Genomic DNA, 15,315 nt, shown 5'->3' with positions numbered 1-15,315 from the left:
GGCATATCGGGGCCGGGAAGCCGGTCCATAACGAAAGGCAGAGAGAATGGCTAAGAAGGTAGCAGGCCAGCTCAAGCTGCAGGTCAAGGCAGGATCGGCAAACCCGTCCCCGCCGATCGGCCCGGCACTTGGTCAGCGTGGCATCAATATCATGGAATTCTGCAAGGCGTTCAATGCCGCCACGCAGGAAATGGAAAAGGGTATGCCGATTCCGGTCGTCATCACCTATTACCAGGACAAGTCCTTCACTTTTGTGATGAAGCAGCCGCCGGTGACCTACTGGCTGAAGAAGGAAGCGAAGATCCAGTCCGGTTCCAAGACGCCTGGTAAGGGCGGCAAGGCCGGCACGATCACCAAGGCTCAGGTTCGCACGATCGCCGAAGCCAAGATGAAGGATCTCAACGCAGCCGACGTCGAAGGCGCAATGGCTATGGTCGAGGGCTCTGCCCGCTCCATGGGCCTGGAAGTGGTGGCTTGATCATGGCAAAGCTTGCAAAGCGTATTCAGAAGATCCGCGAAGGCGTTGATCCGACCAAGCTCGTCGCTCTTTCCGACGCCATTTCGATGGTCAAGGAGCGGGCTACCGCGAAGTTCGACGAAACCGTCGAAATCGCCATGAACCTCGGCGTAGACCCGCGTCACGCCGACCAGATGGTCCGCGGCGTCGTCAATCTGCCGAATGGCACCGGCCGCGATGTTCGCGTCGCCGTGTTCGCCCGTGGCGCCAAGGCCGATGAAGCCAAGGCCGCCGGCGCGGACGTCGTTGGTGCCGAAGAACTCGTCGAGATCGTTCAGGGCGGCAAGATCGATTTCGATCGTTGCATCGCGACCCCGGACATGATGCCGCTCGTCGGCCGTCTCGGTAAGGTTCTCGGGCCCCGCGGCATGATGCCGAACCCGAAGGTCGGCACTGTCACCATGGACGTCGCCGGAGCCGTCAAGGCTTCCAAGGGCGGCGCCGTCGAGTTCCGCGTCGAGAAGGCTGGTATCGTCCATGCCGGTATCGGCAAGGCTTCCTTCGAAGCCAAGGCGCTCGAAGAGAACATCAAGGCCTTCGCTGACGCCGTCATCAAGGCTAAGCCGGCTGGCGCCAAGGGTAACTACGTCAAGCGCGTAGCGATCTCCTCGACCATGGGTCCGGGCGTCAAGATCGATCCGTCGACCGTAACGGTCTGATTTGAAGTTTCCGGAGCCTCGTGCTCCGGGTGAAAGATTCCCGGCCTTTCGGGGCCGGGGATTTCCGGAGAAATCCGGAATTCCTGTCCGAGATTGCAGGTGGTTTCGACCTTAATCACCATGCCTGCATGAGACGGGTAAGACCCGATTTTCGTTAGGCGCATTCGCGCTTTTGGAGTTCGGTTCGAGCCTTGTGTGCCTTGTGCCTGGAGCCGTTGAGGCAACAGTGCGAGGGGACAGGATCCTCAAGCGCCGCTTGGGATCTTACCAATGGATCCCTTGAGGCAAAGGCAAACCGATGGGGCCTGCAGTATTGCGGTCCCGTCAACTGGAGACAGACAGTGGAAAGAGCGGAAAAACGCGAATTCGTCACGGAGCTGAACGAAGTCTTCAAGGCTTCCGGTTCGGTTGTCGTGGCCCACTATGCTGGTGTCACAGTTGCGCAGATGAACGATTTTCGTTCGAAGATGCGCGCTGCTGGCGGCACCGTCAAAGTCGCGAAGAACCGCCTGGCCAAGATCGCTCTTCAGGGCACGGAAGCGGAAGGAATGTCGGACCTGTTCAAGGGTCAGACGCTCATTGCTTACAGCAATGATCCGATCACCGCTCCCAAGGTCGTAGTGGATTTCGCCAAGACGAACGACAAGCTCGTCGTCATCGGTGGTTCCATGGGCACGACCACGCTTAACGCGGAAGGCGTCAAGTCGCTTGCGACCCTGCCTTCGCTGGACGAACTGCGTGCAAAGCTGCTGGGCATGATTCAGACCCCGGCAACCCGTATCGCAGGCGTCGTTCAGGCTCCGGCAGCTCAGCTTGCTCGCGTATTTGCGGCCTATGCAAAGAAGGACGAAGCCGCTTGAGGCGGTTTTTCGCTGTTCATAACCAACCAGTTCGAACCGAATAAAAGGAACTAGTAAAATGGCTGATCTCGCAAAGATCGTAGAAGACCTCTCCTCGCTGACCGTTCTGGAAGCTGCTGAGCTTTCCAAGCTGCTCGAAGAGAAGTGGGGCGTTTCCGCCGCTGCTCCGGTAGCTGTTGCTGCTGCTGGCGGCGCTGCTGGCGGTGCTGCTGCCGCTGCTGAAGAAGAGAAGACCGAATTCGACGTCATTCTCACGGACGCTGGCGCCAACAAGATCAACGTCATCAAGGAAGTTCGCGGCATCACCGGCCTCGGCCTCAAGGAAGCCAAGGACCTCGTCGAAGGCGCTCCGAAGGCTGTCAAGGAAGCCGTTTCCAAGGCTGAAGCTGCCGACATCAAGAAGAAGCTTGAAGACGCCGGCGCCAAGGTCGACGTCAAGTAATATCGGAATGCGACGGGGGAGGGGCATCTCTCCCCCGTCGGTTTCCTCTGAACCGGTTACCCAAAAGCCGTCCAAAACGGCTTTTGGGTAATGGGTTCTCAAGAGGATGGTCTCGAACCGGGACGCCAGGCAATCCGGCCGGCGGCTTCGGGAGGCGGGACGAGATTGAGATATCCATGTTCGACGGGATCGACTGGCCAGCGAACCCCGTCCGTTGCAGGCCCGGATGCAAGATTTGAAGGAGCGACGATGGCTCAGACCCTTTCGTTTAATGGTCGCAGGCGCGTACGCAAGTTTTTTGGAAAGATCCCCGAAGTCGCTGAAATGCCGAACCTCATCGAGGTTCAGAAGGCTTCTTACGACCAGTTCCTGATGGTCGAGGAACCGAAGGGCGGCCGCCCGGATGAAGGGCTGCAGACCGTTTTCAAGTCGGTTTTCCCCATCACTGATTTCTCCGGCGCTTCCATGCTGGAATTCGTCTCCTACGAATTCGAGCCGCCGAAATTCGACGTCGAGGAATGCCGTCAGCGTGACCTGACCTATGCGGCGCCGCTCAAGGTGACGTTGCGCCTCATCGTATTCGATATCGACGAGGATACCGGCGCGAAGTCCATCAAGGACATCAAGGAACAGTCCGTCTACATGGGCGACATGCCGCTCATGACCAACAATGGTACGTTCATCGTGAACGGCACCGAACGCGTGATCGTGTCGCAGATGCACCGCTCTCCGGGCGTCTTCTTCGACCACGACAAGGGCAAGAGCCATTCTTCCGGCAAGCTGCTCTTCGCCGCTCGCGTGATCCCGTACCGCGGCTCCTGGCTCGATATCGAATTCGACGCCAAGGACATCGTCTATGCGCGTATCGACCGTCGCCGCAAGATTCCGGTGACCTCGCTGCTGATGGCGCTCGGCATGGACGGCGAGGAAATCCTCTCCACGTTCTATACCAAGTCCTCCTATCAGCGCGACGGCGAAGGCTGGCGCATCCCGTTCCAGCCCGAGACGCTCAAGGGCGCCAAGACCCTCTCCGACATGATCGACGCCGATACCGGCGAAGTGGTTGTCGAGTCCGGCAAGAAACTGACCCCGCGTCTGCTCCGCACGCTCACCGAGAAGGGCCTGAAGGCCCTCAAGGCGACCGACGACGATCTCTACGGCAACTACCTCGCCGAAGACGTCGTGAACATGGAGACCGGCGAGATCTACCTCGAAGCCGGTGATGAGATCGACGAGAAGACCCTGCCGATCATCCTGAACGCCGGCTTCGACGAGATCCCGGTTCTCGGCATCGACCACATCAATGTCGGCGCCTATATCCGCAACACGCTTTCTGCGGATAAGAATGAGAACCGCCAGGACGCGCTTTTCGACATCTACCGCGTCATGCGTCCGGGCGAGCCGCCGACCATGGAATCGGCCGAAGCCATGTTCAACTCGCTGTTCTTCGACGCGGAGCGTTACGATCTCTCCGCCGTCGGCCGCGTGAAGATGAACATGCGCCTCGACCTCGAGGTCGCTGATACCGTTCGCACGCTGCGCAAGGAAGACATCCTGGCCGTGGTCAAGATGCTGGTTGAGCTGCGCGACGGCAAGGGCGAGATCGACGATATCGACAACCTCGGCAACCGCCGCGTCCGCTCGGTCGGCGAGCTGATGGAGAACCAGTACCGCCTGGGTCTCCTGCGCATGGAGCGCGCCATCAAGGAGCGCATGTCGTCCATCGAAATCGACACCGTCATGCCGCAGGACCTGATCAACGCGAAGCCGGCGGCTGCCGCGGTTCGCGAGTTCTTCGGTTCCTCGCAGCTGTCGCAGTTCATGGACCAGGTGAACCCGCTTTCGGAAATCACCCACAAGCGCCGTCTCTCGGCTCTTGGCCCGGGTGGTCTGACCCGCGAGCGCGCCGGCTTCGAAGTCCGCGACGTTCATCCGACGCACTACGGCCGTATTTGCCCGATCGAAACGCCGGAAGGTCCGAACATCGGCCTCATCAACTCGCTGGCGACCTTCGCGCGCGTCAACAAGTACGGCTTCATCGAATCACCGTACCGCAAGATCGTTGACGGCAAGGTGACCAACGACGTGCTTTACCTCTCCGCCATGGAAGAGGCGAAGTACTACGTTGCTCAGGCGAACGCTCCGCTCGACAAGGACGGTTCCTTCATCGAGGAATTCGTGGTCTGCCGTCACGCCGGCGAAGTCATGCTGTCCCCGCGCGACACCATCAACCTGATGGACGTTTCGCCTAAGCAGCTCGTCTCCGTCGCAGCGGCTCTGATCCCGTTCCTGGAAAACGACGACGCCAACCGCGCTCTCATGGGCTCGAACATGCAGCGTCAGGCCGTGCCGCTGGTGCGCGCCGAGGCTCCGTTCGTCGGCACCGGCATGGAGCCGGTCGTCGCCCGCGATTCCGGCGCGGCCATCGGCGCACGCCGGGCGGGTGTCGTCGACCAAGTCGATGCGACCCGTATCGTTATTCGCGCGACGGAAGATCTCGACCCGTCGAAGTCAGGTGTCGATATCTATCGGCTGCAGAAGTTCCAGCGCTCGAACCAGAACACCTGCGTCAACCAGCGTCCGCTGGTGACCGTAGGCGACGTGATCTCCAAGGGCGACATCATCGCCGACGGTCCGTCGACGGATCTGGGCGATCTGGCGCTCGGCCGCAACGCGCTCGTCGCGTTCATGCCCTGGAACGGCTACAACTACGAAGACTCGATCCTGCTCTCCGAGCGCATCGTGTCGGACGACGTGTTCACCTCCATTCACATCGAGGAATTCGAGGTGATGGCGCGTGATACCAAGCTTGGTCCGGAAGAAATCACGCGCGACATTCCGAACGTTTCGGAAGAAGCGCTGAAGAACCTCGACGAAGCGGGCATCGTCTACATCGGCGCCGAGGTCCAGCCGGGCGATATCCTCGTCGGCAAGATCACGCCGAAGGGCGAAAGCCCGATGACGCCGGAAGAAAAGCTTCTGCGCGCCATCTTCGGCGAGAAGGCGTCCGACGTTCGCGACACCTCCATGCGCATGCCTCCGGGCACGTTCGGCACCGTCGTCGAAGTCCGCGTCTTCAACCGTCATGGTGTGGAGAAGGACGAGCGCGCCATGGCGATCGAGCGTGAGGAAATCGAGCGCCTCGCCAAGGACCGCGATGACGAACAGGCGATCCTCGACCGCAACGTCTACGGTCGTCTGATCGACATGCTGCGCGGCCACGTGTCGGTTGCCGGTCCGAAGGGCTTCAAGAAGGGCGCCGAGCTTTCGAACGCCGTGATCTCGGAATATCCGCGGTCGCAGTGGTGGATGTTCGCCGTCGAAGACGAGAAGGTGCAGGGCGAGATCGAAGCTCTGCGCGCCCAGTACGACGAATCCAAGTCGCGCCTCGAACAGCGCTTCATGGACAAAGTCGAAAAGGTCCAGCGCGGCGACGAGATGCCTCCGGGCGTCATGAAGATGGTCAAGGTCTTCGTTGCCGTTAAGCGCAAGATCCAGCCGGGCGACAAGATGGCCGGCCGTCACGGCAACAAGGGCGTCGTATCGCGCATCGTGCCGATCGAGGACATGCCATTCCTCGAAGACGGTACGCATGTCGATATCGTTCTGAACCCGCTCGGCGTGCCTTCGCGCATGAACGTCGGTCAGATCCTCGAGACGCATCTGGCCTGGGCCTGCGCCGGTATGGGCAGGAAGATCGGCCAGTTGCTCGAAGAGTACAAGAAGTCGAACGACATTGCCGATCTGAAGCATGAGCTGAGGGATGTCTACGAGAGCCTGGCGAACGACGAAGTTGCCAACTTCGACGACGAGTCGCTCGTCCGTCTCGCCGAGCAGTCCAAGCGTGGCGTCTCGATTGCGACGCCGGTCTTCGACGGTGCGCATGAGCCGGATGTCGCGTCCATGCTGCAGAAGGCAGGTCTCGATCCGTCGGGTCAGTCCGTCCTGTACGACGGCCGCACGGGTGAGCCCTTCGACCGCAAGGTGACTGTCGGCTACATGTACATGATCAAGCTGAACCACCTCGTGGACGACAAGATCCATGCTCGTTCGATCGGTCCGTACTCGCTCGTCACCCAGCAGCCGCTCGGTGGTAAGGCGCAGTTCGGCGGACAGCGCTTCGGCGAAATGGAGGTCTGGGCGCTCGAAGCCTACGGCGCCGCCTACACGCTGCAGGAAATGCTGACCGTGAAGTCTGACGACGTGGCCGGCCGTACCAAGGTCTACGAAGCGATCGTGCGCGGTGACGACACGTTCGAAGCGGGCATTCCGGAGAGCTTCAACGTTCTCGTCAAGGAAATGCGCTCGCTGGGCCTGTCGGTCGAGCTCGAGAACTCGAAGCTCGAGACGGCCGAAGCCGGGCAGCAGCTGCCCGACGCAGCCGAGTAACAAAGCGAGAAGGCGCGCGCCCTGGAGGTGCGCGCCGCTCCCGACGCCGGTTCCCGCCGGCAGGATCGGGAAAGTTTCGCCGCATTTCGCGGCTAAGACTGTTTTAAAGCGTCGGATGGTTCGTCCCGGGAAATTGGACCGTACCGATCGCAAGCCGAGGGCTTCCGCCCCTAAAGGAGATAGGCATGAACCAAGAGGTCATGAATCTTTTCAACCCGCAGGTGCCTGCGCAGCATTTCGATTCGATCCGTATCTCGATCGCGTCGCCCGAGAAGATTCTCTCCTGGTCCTACGGCGAAATCAAAAAGCCGGAGACCATCAATTACCGCACGTTCAAGCCGGAACGCGACGGTCTCTTCTGCGCGCGCATCTTCGGACCGATCAAGGACTACGAGTGCTTGTGCGGCAAGTACAAGCGCATGAAGTACAAGGGCATCATCTGCGAAAAGTGCGGCGTGGAAGTCACCCTGTCGCGCGTTCGCCGTGAGCGCATGGGCCATATCGAGCTCGCCGCTCCCGTCGCCCATATCTGGTTCTTGAAGTCGCTTCCGTCCCGCATCGCGACGCTTCTCGACATGACGCTCAAGGATGTCGAGCGCGTTCTCTATTTCGAGAACTATATCGTCACCGAGCCGGGCCTCACGTCGCTTAAGGAAAACCAGCTTCTTTCCGAAGAAGAATACATGATCGCCGTCGACGAGTTCGGCGAGGATCAGTTCACCGCGATGATCGGAGCCGAGGCCATCTACGAGATGCTCGCCTCGATGAATCTCGAGAAGATCGCCGGGGACCTTCGCTCCGAGCTTGCCGACACCACGTCGGATCTCAAGCAGAAGAAGCTGATGAAGCGGCTGAAGATCGTCGAGAACTTCATCGAATCCGGCAACCGCCCGGAATGGATGATCATGAAGGTCATCCCGGTGATCCCGCCGGACTTGCGTCCGCTGGTTCCGCTGGACGGCGGCCGTTTCGCGACGTCTGACCTCAACGATCTCTATCGTCGCGTCATCAACCGTAACAACCGTCTGAAGCGGCTCATCGAGCTGCGCGCGCCGGGCATCATCATCCGCAACGAAAAGCGCATGCTGCAGGAATCTGTCGATGCGCTGTTCGATAACGGCCGCCGCGGCCGCGTCATCACGGGTGCCAACAAGCGCCCGCTGAAGTCGCTTTCCGACATGCTGAAGGGCAAGCAGGGCCGGTTCCGTCAGAACCTGCTCGGCAAGCGCGTCGACTATTCCGGCCGCTCGGTCATCGTGACCGGTCCGGAACTGAAGCTGCACCAGTGCGGTCTTCCGAAGAAGATGGCGCTCGAGCTCTTCAAGCCGTTCATCTATGCCCGCCTTGACGCCAAGGGTTACTCCTCCACCGTCAAGCAGGCCAAGAAGCTGGTCGAGAAGGAAAAGCCGGAAGTCTGGGATATCCTGGACGAGGTCATCCGCGAGCATCCGGTTCTCCTGAACCGCGCTCCGACGCTGCACCGCCTGGGCATCCAGGCCTTCGAACCGATCCTGGTCGAAGGCAAGGCTATCCAGCTGCACCCGCTCGTCTGCACGGCCTTCAACGCCGATTTCGACGGCGACCAGATGGCCGTCCACGTGCCGCTGTCGCTCGAAGCTCAGCTCGAAGCCCGCGTGCTGATGATGTCGACGAACAACATCCTGCATCCGGCAAACGGTGCCCCGATCATCGTGCCGTCGCAGGACATGGTTCTCGGCCTCTACTACCTCTCGATCTTGAACCAGAACGAGCCGGGCGAAGGCATGGCCTTCTCCGACATGGGCGAACTGCACCACGCTCTGGAAAACAAGGTCGTGACGCTGCACGCCAAGATCAAGGGCCGCTACAAGACCGTCGATGCCGACGGAAAGCCGGTTTCGAAGATCTATGAGACTACGCCCGGCCGCATGATCATCGGCGAGCTTCTGCCGAAGAACCCGAACGTGCCTTTCGACATCTGCAACCAGGAAATGACCAAGAAGAACATCTCCAAGATGATCGACGCGGTTTACCGCCATTGCGGCCAGAAGGACACGGTGATCTTCTGCGACCGCATCATGCAGCTCGGCTTCACCCATGCTTGCCGCGCCGGCATTTCGTTCGGCAAGGACGACATGATCATTCCGGATACCAAGGAGAAGATCGTCGGTGATACCGAAGCCCTGGTGAAGGAATACGAGCAGCAGTACAACGACGGCCTGATCACTCAGGGCGAGAAGTACAACAAGGTCGTCGACGCCTGGGGCAAGGCTACCGAAAAGGTCGCCGAAGACATGATGGCCCGCATCAAGGCCGTCGAGTTCGACGCCGAGACCGGTCGCCAGAAGCCGATGAACGCGATCTACATGATGTCCCACTCGGGCGCCCGCGGTTCTCCGAACCAGATGCGCCAGCTTGGCGGCATGCGCGGCCTCATGGCCAAGCCGTCGGGCGAGATCATCGAAACGCCGATCATCTCGAATTTCAAGGAAGGCCTGACCGTGAACGAGTACTTCAACTCGACGCACGGCGCCCGTAAGGGTCTGGCAGACACCGCCTTGAAGACGGCAAACTCCGGTTACCTGACCCGCCGTCTTGTCGACGTCGCTCAGGACTGCATCGTCAACATGGTCGATTGCGGCACCGAGAACGGTCTCACCATGACCGCCATCGTTGACGCCGGCCAGGTCGTGGCCTCGCTTGGCGCCCGTATCCTGGGTCGTACGGCTCTCGACAACATCGATCATCCGGTTTCGGGTGAGCGCATCGTCGACGCCGGCAAGATGATCCTCGAGCCGGATGTCATCGAAATCGAGAAGGCTGGCATCCAGTCGATCCGCATTCGTTCGGCGCTGACCTGCGAAGTCCAGACGGGCGTCTGCTCGGTCTGCTACGGTCGAGATCTGGCACGCGGAACGCCCGTCAACATGGGCGAAGCCGTCGGTGTCATCGCTGCTCAGTCGATCGGCGAGCCGGGCACCCAGCTCACCATGCGTACCTTCCACTTGGGTGGCACGGCGACCGTGGTCGACCAGTCCTTCCTGGAAGCCTCGTATGAGGGCACGGTGCAGATCAAGAACCGCAACATGCTGCGGAACTCCGAAGGCAATCTCGTCGCGATGGGCCGCAACATGGCAGTCACCATTCTCGACGAACGCGGTGTCGAGCGCTCCTCGCAGCGCGTTGCTTACGGTTCGAAGATCTTTGTGGACGATGGTGACAAGGTCAAGCGCGGTCAGCGTCTCGCCGAGTGGGATCCCTATACCCGCCCGATGATGACGGAAGTCGCAGGTACCGTTCAGTTCGAGGACGTGGTGGACTCCATCTCGGTTTCGGAATCGACGGACGAATCCACCGGCATCACCAAGCGTCAGGTCATCGACTGGCGTTCGACGCCGCGTGGTACCGACCTCAAGCCGGCGATCGTCATCAAGGATGCCTCCGGCAACATCATGAAGCTCACCCGTGGTGGTGATGCCCGCTTCATGCTGTCGGTCGACGCCATCCTCTCGGTCGAGCCCGGCCAGAAGGTATCTCAGGGTGACGTTCTCGCTCGCGTGCCGATGGAAAGCGCCAAGACCAAGGACATCACCGGTGGTCTGCCGCGCGTCGCCGAACTCTTCGAAGCTCGTCGTCCGAAGGATCACGCCATCATCGCAGAGATCGATGGCACGATCCGGCTCGGCCGCGACTACAAGAACAAGCGTCGCGTCATGATCGAGCCGGCTGAAGACGGTGTGGAGCCGGTCGAGTACCTGATTCCGAAGGGCAAGCCCTTCCATCTTCAGGACGGCGACTACATCGAGAAGGGCGACTACATCCTCGACGGCAACCCGGCGCCGCACGACATTCTGGCAATCAAGGGCGTGGAGGCTCTGGCTTCCTACCTCGTCAACGAGATCCAGGAAGTCTATCGACTGCAGGGCGTTGTCATCAACGACAAGCACATCGAGGTCATCGTCCGTCAGATGCTGCAGAAGGTCGAGATCACCGACAGTGGTGACAGCCAGTACATCGTCGGCGACAATGTCGATCGTATCGAACTGGACGAAGCCAACGAACGGCTCGCGGAAGAGGGCAAGAAGCCCGCTTACGGCGATCCGGTCCTGCTCGGCATCACCAAGGCATCGCTGCAGACGCCGTCCTTCATCTCGGCCGCATCCTTCCAGGAGACCACCAAGGTCCTCACGGAAGCTGCGATCGCCGGCAAGATGGACACTCTGCAGGGGCTCAAGGAGAACGTCATCGTCGGTCGTCTCATCCCGGCCGGTACCGGCGGCACCATGACCCAGATCCGCCGCATCGCCACTTCGCGGGACGAACTCATCCTCGAGGAGCGCAAGAAGGGCACCGGAGCTTCGGCTGCAACGCCGATGCTGCAGGACATGGCCGGCGAAAATACGCCGGCCGAGTAAGGTGAGGGCAGGGGATGCGTCCCCTGCAATCGCCGGATCAGTCAACGAAAAAAGCCCGGATCGTTTCGATCCGGGCTTTTGCATTATGGGCTCGACTGTGAGGAATGCAGAACCGTCACTACCGCACATCCCCGTTCAGGGATTTCGGTCGCGATGGGCGCCTTTACGAGTCGAAGCGGATGATCGCGACCTCGCCTTCGAGCGCGCCCTGATAGGCGGAGGCATGCGGCTCCTCCGTGGGGATATCGGTCAATATGCCGATCTGGTCGAGCTCGGCTTCGGTGAACCCCTCTTCGGAAAGGGCGTTCAAGGCTTCGCGCACGGCGGAATCGTCATCGGCGGCGCTCAACAGGATATGCAGGTCGATGCCTTCGCCGCCCTTGATTTCATAGGCCTTGCCGATAATGATGAACACCATCGGCCCTTCGAGGTTATTGTCGTTGTCGGGGTTGCCGATCATCATGTTCTCCGTATCGATTGCCGGAAAGACGTTGAACGCCGAACCGGCCGGAAGGTTCTCGGATTTCCTTAACGCCGGCCATACCGATTCCCAAACACTATCTGCCGGGGGGAGGATGAAATCGTCGAGATTTCATCCGGCAAGGCGCTCCGGGCCTATTCTGCCGGGCTTGCATCTATTAATTTTTGCTTTTTAGCTTGACGAGAAGGGGTGAAAACAGTAAACGCCCCGCATCGGAAGCGATGTGAGGCTTGCCCGTTTGGAACGAGTCGTTCCTTGAGTAAACCTCAGACACGGTTCGAAACACGCACGTTGACGACACGAATGCTGCACGCATGACGCATGAGGAATGCGTCCTCTGCCTTGGGTGGTCCATCCGGAAAACCGGGTCGGGCCACGTTTTGCGCATGAGGGGATGTGTGTGCCGCCGCCGGAAACGGCATCAGATTGGCCCGAAAAGGGTTTGAGACGAAATTTGCAAGGGATGGTTATATGCCTACCGTAAACCAGCTGATCCGCAAGCCGCGCCAGGCACAGGTAAAGCGCAATAAGGTACCTGCTCTGCAGGAAAACCCGCAGAAGCGCGGCGTTTGCACCCGCGTCTACACCACGACCCCGAAGAAGCCGAACTCGGCTCTGCGTAAGGTCGCCAAGATCCGCCTGACCAACGGCTTCGAAGTCATCGGCTACATTCCGGGTGAAGGCCATAACCTTCAGGAACACTCCGTAGTGATGATCCGTGGCGGCCGCGTCAAGGACTTGCCGGGTGTTCGCTACCACATCATCCGCGGCGTTCTCGATACCCAGGGTGTCAAGAACCGTAAGCAGCGTCGCTCCAAGTACGGTGCGAAGCGTCCGAAGTAATCCTTCGGTCCGAGGTTTTTTACACGGCGCTGCGCGAGGTTCTCCGCGTGATAAGGCGCCTTAACAGTTCAAGAGACGAGAAGTAGTATGTCCAGACGCCATCGTGCAGAAAAGCGTGAGATCAACCCGGACCCGAAGTTCGGCGATCTGATCGTCACCAAGTTCATGAATGCGATCATGCTTCACGGCAAGAAGTCCGTGGCTGAAAGCATCGTTTATGGTGCTTTCGATTCCGTTCACGGTCGGTCGAAGCAGGAGCCTCTCACGGTCTTCCATCAGGCGCTTGAGAATGTCGCTCCGCACGTTGAAGTGCGTTCGCGCCGCGTTGGTGGTGCAACCTACCAGGTCCCGGTGGATGTTCGCCCGGAGCGCCGTCAGGCTCTCGCCATCCGCTGGTTGATCGCTGCCGCCCGCAAGCGTAACGAGACCACCATGGTGGATCGTCTCTCGGGTGAGCTTCTGGATGCTGCCAACAACCGTGGCAGCGCCGTCAAGAAGCGTGAAGACACGCATAAGATGGCGGACGCCAACCGCGCGTTCTCGCATTACCGTTGGTAATCGTCATCCGATCGAATTTCGAAAGGCAGTCCTATGGCTCGCGAATATAAAATCGAAGACTACCGTAACTTCGGTATCATGGCGCATATTGACGCCGGCAAGACGACGACCACCGAGCGTATCCTTTATTACACCGGCAAGTCGCACAAGATCGGCGAAGTCCATGATGGCGCGGCCACGATGGACTGGATGGAGCAGGAGCAGGAGCGTGGCATCACGATCACGTCTGCTGCGACCACGACCTACTGGAAGGGCCGTGACGGCAAGACCCGCCGCTTCAACATCATCGACACCCCCGGCCACGTCGATTTCACCATCGAAGTGGAGCGTTCGCTGCGCGTTCTCGACGGCGCCATCGCGCTGCTCGACGCCAACGCCGGCGTAGAGCCGCAGACGGAAACCGTCTGGCGTCAGGCCGAGAAGTATCATGTTCCGCGCATGATCTTCTGCAACAAGATGGACAAGACCGGTGCGGACTTCTACCGCTCCGTCGAGATGATCAAGACCCGCCTCGGTGCGACCGCCGTTGTCATGCAGCTGCCGATCGGCGCAGAAACCGAGTTCAAGGGCGTTGTCGATCTGATCGAGATGAATGCTCTCGTCTGGCGCGACGAATCGCTCGGCGCCCAGTGGGACGTCGTCGAGATCCCGGAAGACATGAAGGCCAAGGCTGAAGAATATCGCGAAAAGCTGATCGAGACCGTTGTCGAGATCGACGAAGCCGCGATGGAAGCCTACCTCGAAGGCACGATGCCGGACAACGATCAGATCCGCGCGCTCGTCCGTCGCGGCACGATTGACGTCAAGTTCCACCCGATGTTCTGCGGTACCGCATTCAAGAACAAGGGCGTTCAGCCGCTTCTCGACGCGGTTGTCGACTACCTGCCGTCGCCGCTCGACATTCCGGCGATCAAGGGCATCGACTTCAAGACCGAAGCCGAGATCGAGCGCCATGCCGACGACAGCGAGCCGCTGTCCATGCTGGCCTTCAAGATCATGAACGACCCCTTCGTCGGTTCGCTGACCTTCGCACGCATCTATTCCGGCAAGCTCGAAAAGGGTTCGTCGGTTCTCAACACGGTCAAGGACAAGCGCGAGCGCGTCGGCCGCATGCTGCAGATGCACTCCAACTCCCGTGAAGACATCGAAGAAGCCTTCGCAGGCGACATCGTTGCTCTCGCAGGCCTGAAGGAAACCACGACGGGCGACACGCTCTGCGATCCGCTGAAGCCGGTTATCCTCGAGCGCATGGAATTCCCCGAGCCGGTCATCCAGATCGCGATCGAGCCGAAGTCCAAGGGCGACCAGGAAAAGATGGGCCTCGCGCTCAACCGCCTGGCAGCAGAAGATCCGTCCTTCCGCGTCAAGACCGACCAGGAATCCGGCCAGACCATCATTGCCGGCATGGGCGAACTTCACCTGGACATCATCGTCGACCGCATGCGTCGCGAGTTCAAGGTTGAAGCGAGCGTCGGTGCGCCGCAGGTTGCTTACCGTGAAACGATCACGCGTCAGCACGAAGAAGACTACACGCACAAGAAGCAGTCCGGTGGTACCGGCCAGTTCGCGCGCGTCAAGATCGTCTTCGAACCGAACCCAGATGGCGAAGATTTCGTCTTCGAATCCAAGATCGTCGGTGGTGCCGTTCCGAAGGAGTACATCCCGGGCGTGCAGAAGGGTATCGAAAGCGTTCTGTCTTCGGGCCCGCTCGCCGGCTTCCCGATGCTGGGCGTCAAGGCGACCCTCGTCGACGGTGCCTTCCACGACGTGGACTCCTCGGTTCTCGCCTTCGAAATCGCTTCTCGCGCTTGCTTCCGTGAAGCTGCGAAGAAGGCTGGCGCTCAGCTCCTCGAGCCGATGATGAAGGTCGAGGTCGTGACGCCGGAGGATTACGTCGGTGACGTGATCGGCGACCTGAACTCCCGCCGTGGTCAGATCCAGGGCCAGGAATCGCGCGGCATCGCCGTCGTGATCAACGCTCATGTGCCGCTGGCCAACATGTTCAAGTATGTCGATAACCTGCGCTCCATGTCGCAGGGCCGTGCTCAGTATTCGATGGTCTTCGACCATTACGCACCGGTCCCGTCGAACGTGGCAACGGAAATCCAGGCAAAGTACTCCGGTCAGAAGTGACCGGAGTAACCCGCTGAAAAAGTAGAGAATTTTCCCGTC

The 15,315-nt window shown here is 60.0% G+C and carries 10 protein-coding genes; 9 read left to right on the top strand and 1 reads right to left on the bottom strand.

All coding sequences use genetic code 11. The features are described from left to right. Positions 1–46: 46 nt before the first annotated feature. The 6 genes from rplK to rpoC all read left to right on the top strand — a co-directional run bounded on the left by rplK (position 47) and on the right by rpoC (position 11,261). The gene (gene rplK, locus YH62_RS03345) at positions 47–478 is read left to right on the top strand and encodes a 50S ribosomal protein L11 (protein WP_046792704.1); all 432 of its coding nucleotides are present in this window, start codon (positions 47–49) and stop codon (positions 476–478) included. Between the two features lie 2 nt (positions 479–480). Then, positions 481–1,176, top strand: a complete 696-nt coding sequence (rplA, locus tag YH62_RS03340) for a 50S ribosomal protein L1 (protein ID WP_046792703.1) — start codon at positions 481–483, stop codon at positions 1,174–1,176. Positions 1,177–1,517: 341 nt separating this feature from the next. Further along, a complete protein-coding gene (gene rplJ, locus YH62_RS03335) occupies positions 1,518–2,036 on the top strand; it encodes a 50S ribosomal protein L10 (protein WP_046792702.1) in 519 nt (172 codons plus the stop codon). Between the two features lie 58 nt (positions 2,037–2,094). Next, positions 2,095–2,478, top strand: a complete 384-nt coding sequence (rplL, locus tag YH62_RS03330) for a 50S ribosomal protein L7/L12 (RefSeq protein ID WP_046792701.1) — start codon at positions 2,095–2,097, stop codon at positions 2,476–2,478. 249 nt (positions 2,479–2,727) lie between these two features. Next, entirely contained in the window at positions 2,728–6,867 is a 4,140-nt protein-coding gene (gene rpoB / locus YH62_RS03325) for a DNA-directed RNA polymerase subunit beta (RefSeq protein WP_046792700.1), read from the top strand. A gap of 185 nt (positions 6,868–7,052) precedes the next feature. Beyond that, the gene (gene rpoC / locus YH62_RS03320; RefSeq protein ID WP_046792699.1) at positions 7,053–11,261 is read left to right on the top strand and encodes a DNA-directed RNA polymerase subunit beta'; all 4,209 of its coding nucleotides are present in this window, start codon (positions 7,053–7,055) and stop codon (positions 11,259–11,261) included. A gap of 163 nt (positions 11,262–11,424) precedes the next feature. On the opposite strand, the gene YH62_RS03315 is transcribed toward rpoC, so the two are convergent. Continuing rightward, positions 11,425–11,721, bottom strand: coding sequence for a hypothetical protein (locus YH62_RS03315; protein WP_046792698.1), 297 nt, complete (start codon positions 11,719–11,721; stop codon positions 11,425–11,427). A gap of 492 nt (positions 11,722–12,213) precedes the next feature. On the opposite strand from YH62_RS03315, the gene rpsL reads away from it, so the two are divergent. The 3 genes from rpsL to fusA all read left to right on the top strand — a co-directional run bounded on the left by rpsL (position 12,214) and on the right by fusA (position 15,276). After that, a complete protein-coding gene (gene rpsL / locus YH62_RS03310) occupies positions 12,214–12,585 on the top strand; it encodes a 30S ribosomal protein S12 (RefSeq protein WP_003507760.1) in 372 nt (123 codons plus the stop codon). 87 nt (positions 12,586–12,672) lie between these two features. Then, the gene (gene rpsG, locus YH62_RS03305) at positions 12,673–13,143 is read left to right on the top strand and encodes a 30S ribosomal protein S7 (protein WP_046792697.1); all 471 of its coding nucleotides are present in this window, start codon (positions 12,673–12,675) and stop codon (positions 13,141–13,143) included. 33 nt (positions 13,144–13,176) lie between these two features. Next, the gene (fusA, locus tag YH62_RS03300) at positions 13,177–15,276 is read left to right on the top strand and encodes an elongation factor G (protein ID WP_046792696.1); all 2,100 of its coding nucleotides are present in this window, start codon (positions 13,177–13,179) and stop codon (positions 15,274–15,276) included. Positions 15,277–15,315 lie beyond the last annotated feature (39 nt).

It is taken from the genome of Rhizobium sp. LC145, assembly GCF_001005825.1.
Lineage (GTDB): Bacteria > Pseudomonadota > Alphaproteobacteria > Rhizobiales > Rhizobiaceae > Neorhizobium.
The sequence above is the reverse complement of the archived record's forward strand: the minus strand, read 5'-3'. Positions and strand labels throughout refer to the sequence as shown.

Coding starts and splice junctions, on each gene's coding strand:
- rplL (WP_046792701.1), top strand. CDS start 2,095: ATGGCTGATCTCGCAAAGATCGTAGAAGACCTCTCCTCGCTGACCGTT.
- YH62_RS03315 (WP_046792698.1), bottom strand. CDS start 11,721: ATGATCGGCAACCCCGACAACGACAATAACCTCGAAGGGCCGATGGTG.
- fusA (WP_046792696.1), top strand. CDS start 13,177: ATGGCTCGCGAATATAAAATCGAAGACTACCGTAACTTCGGTATCATG.
- rpsL (WP_003507760.1), top strand. CDS start 12,214: ATGCCTACCGTAAACCAGCTGATCCGCAAGCCGCGCCAGGCACAGGTA.
- rplK (WP_046792704.1), top strand. CDS start 47: ATGGCTAAGAAGGTAGCAGGCCAGCTCAAGCTGCAGGTCAAGGCAGGA.
- rpoC (WP_046792699.1), top strand. CDS start 7,053: ATGAACCAAGAGGTCATGAATCTTTTCAACCCGCAGGTGCCTGCGCAG.
- rplA (WP_046792703.1), top strand. CDS start 481: ATGGCAAAGCTTGCAAAGCGTATTCAGAAGATCCGCGAAGGCGTTGAT.
- rpoB (WP_046792700.1), top strand. CDS start 2,728: ATGGCTCAGACCCTTTCGTTTAATGGTCGCAGGCGCGTACGCAAGTTT.
- rpsG (WP_046792697.1), top strand. CDS start 12,673: ATGTCCAGACGCCATCGTGCAGAAAAGCGTGAGATCAACCCGGACCCG.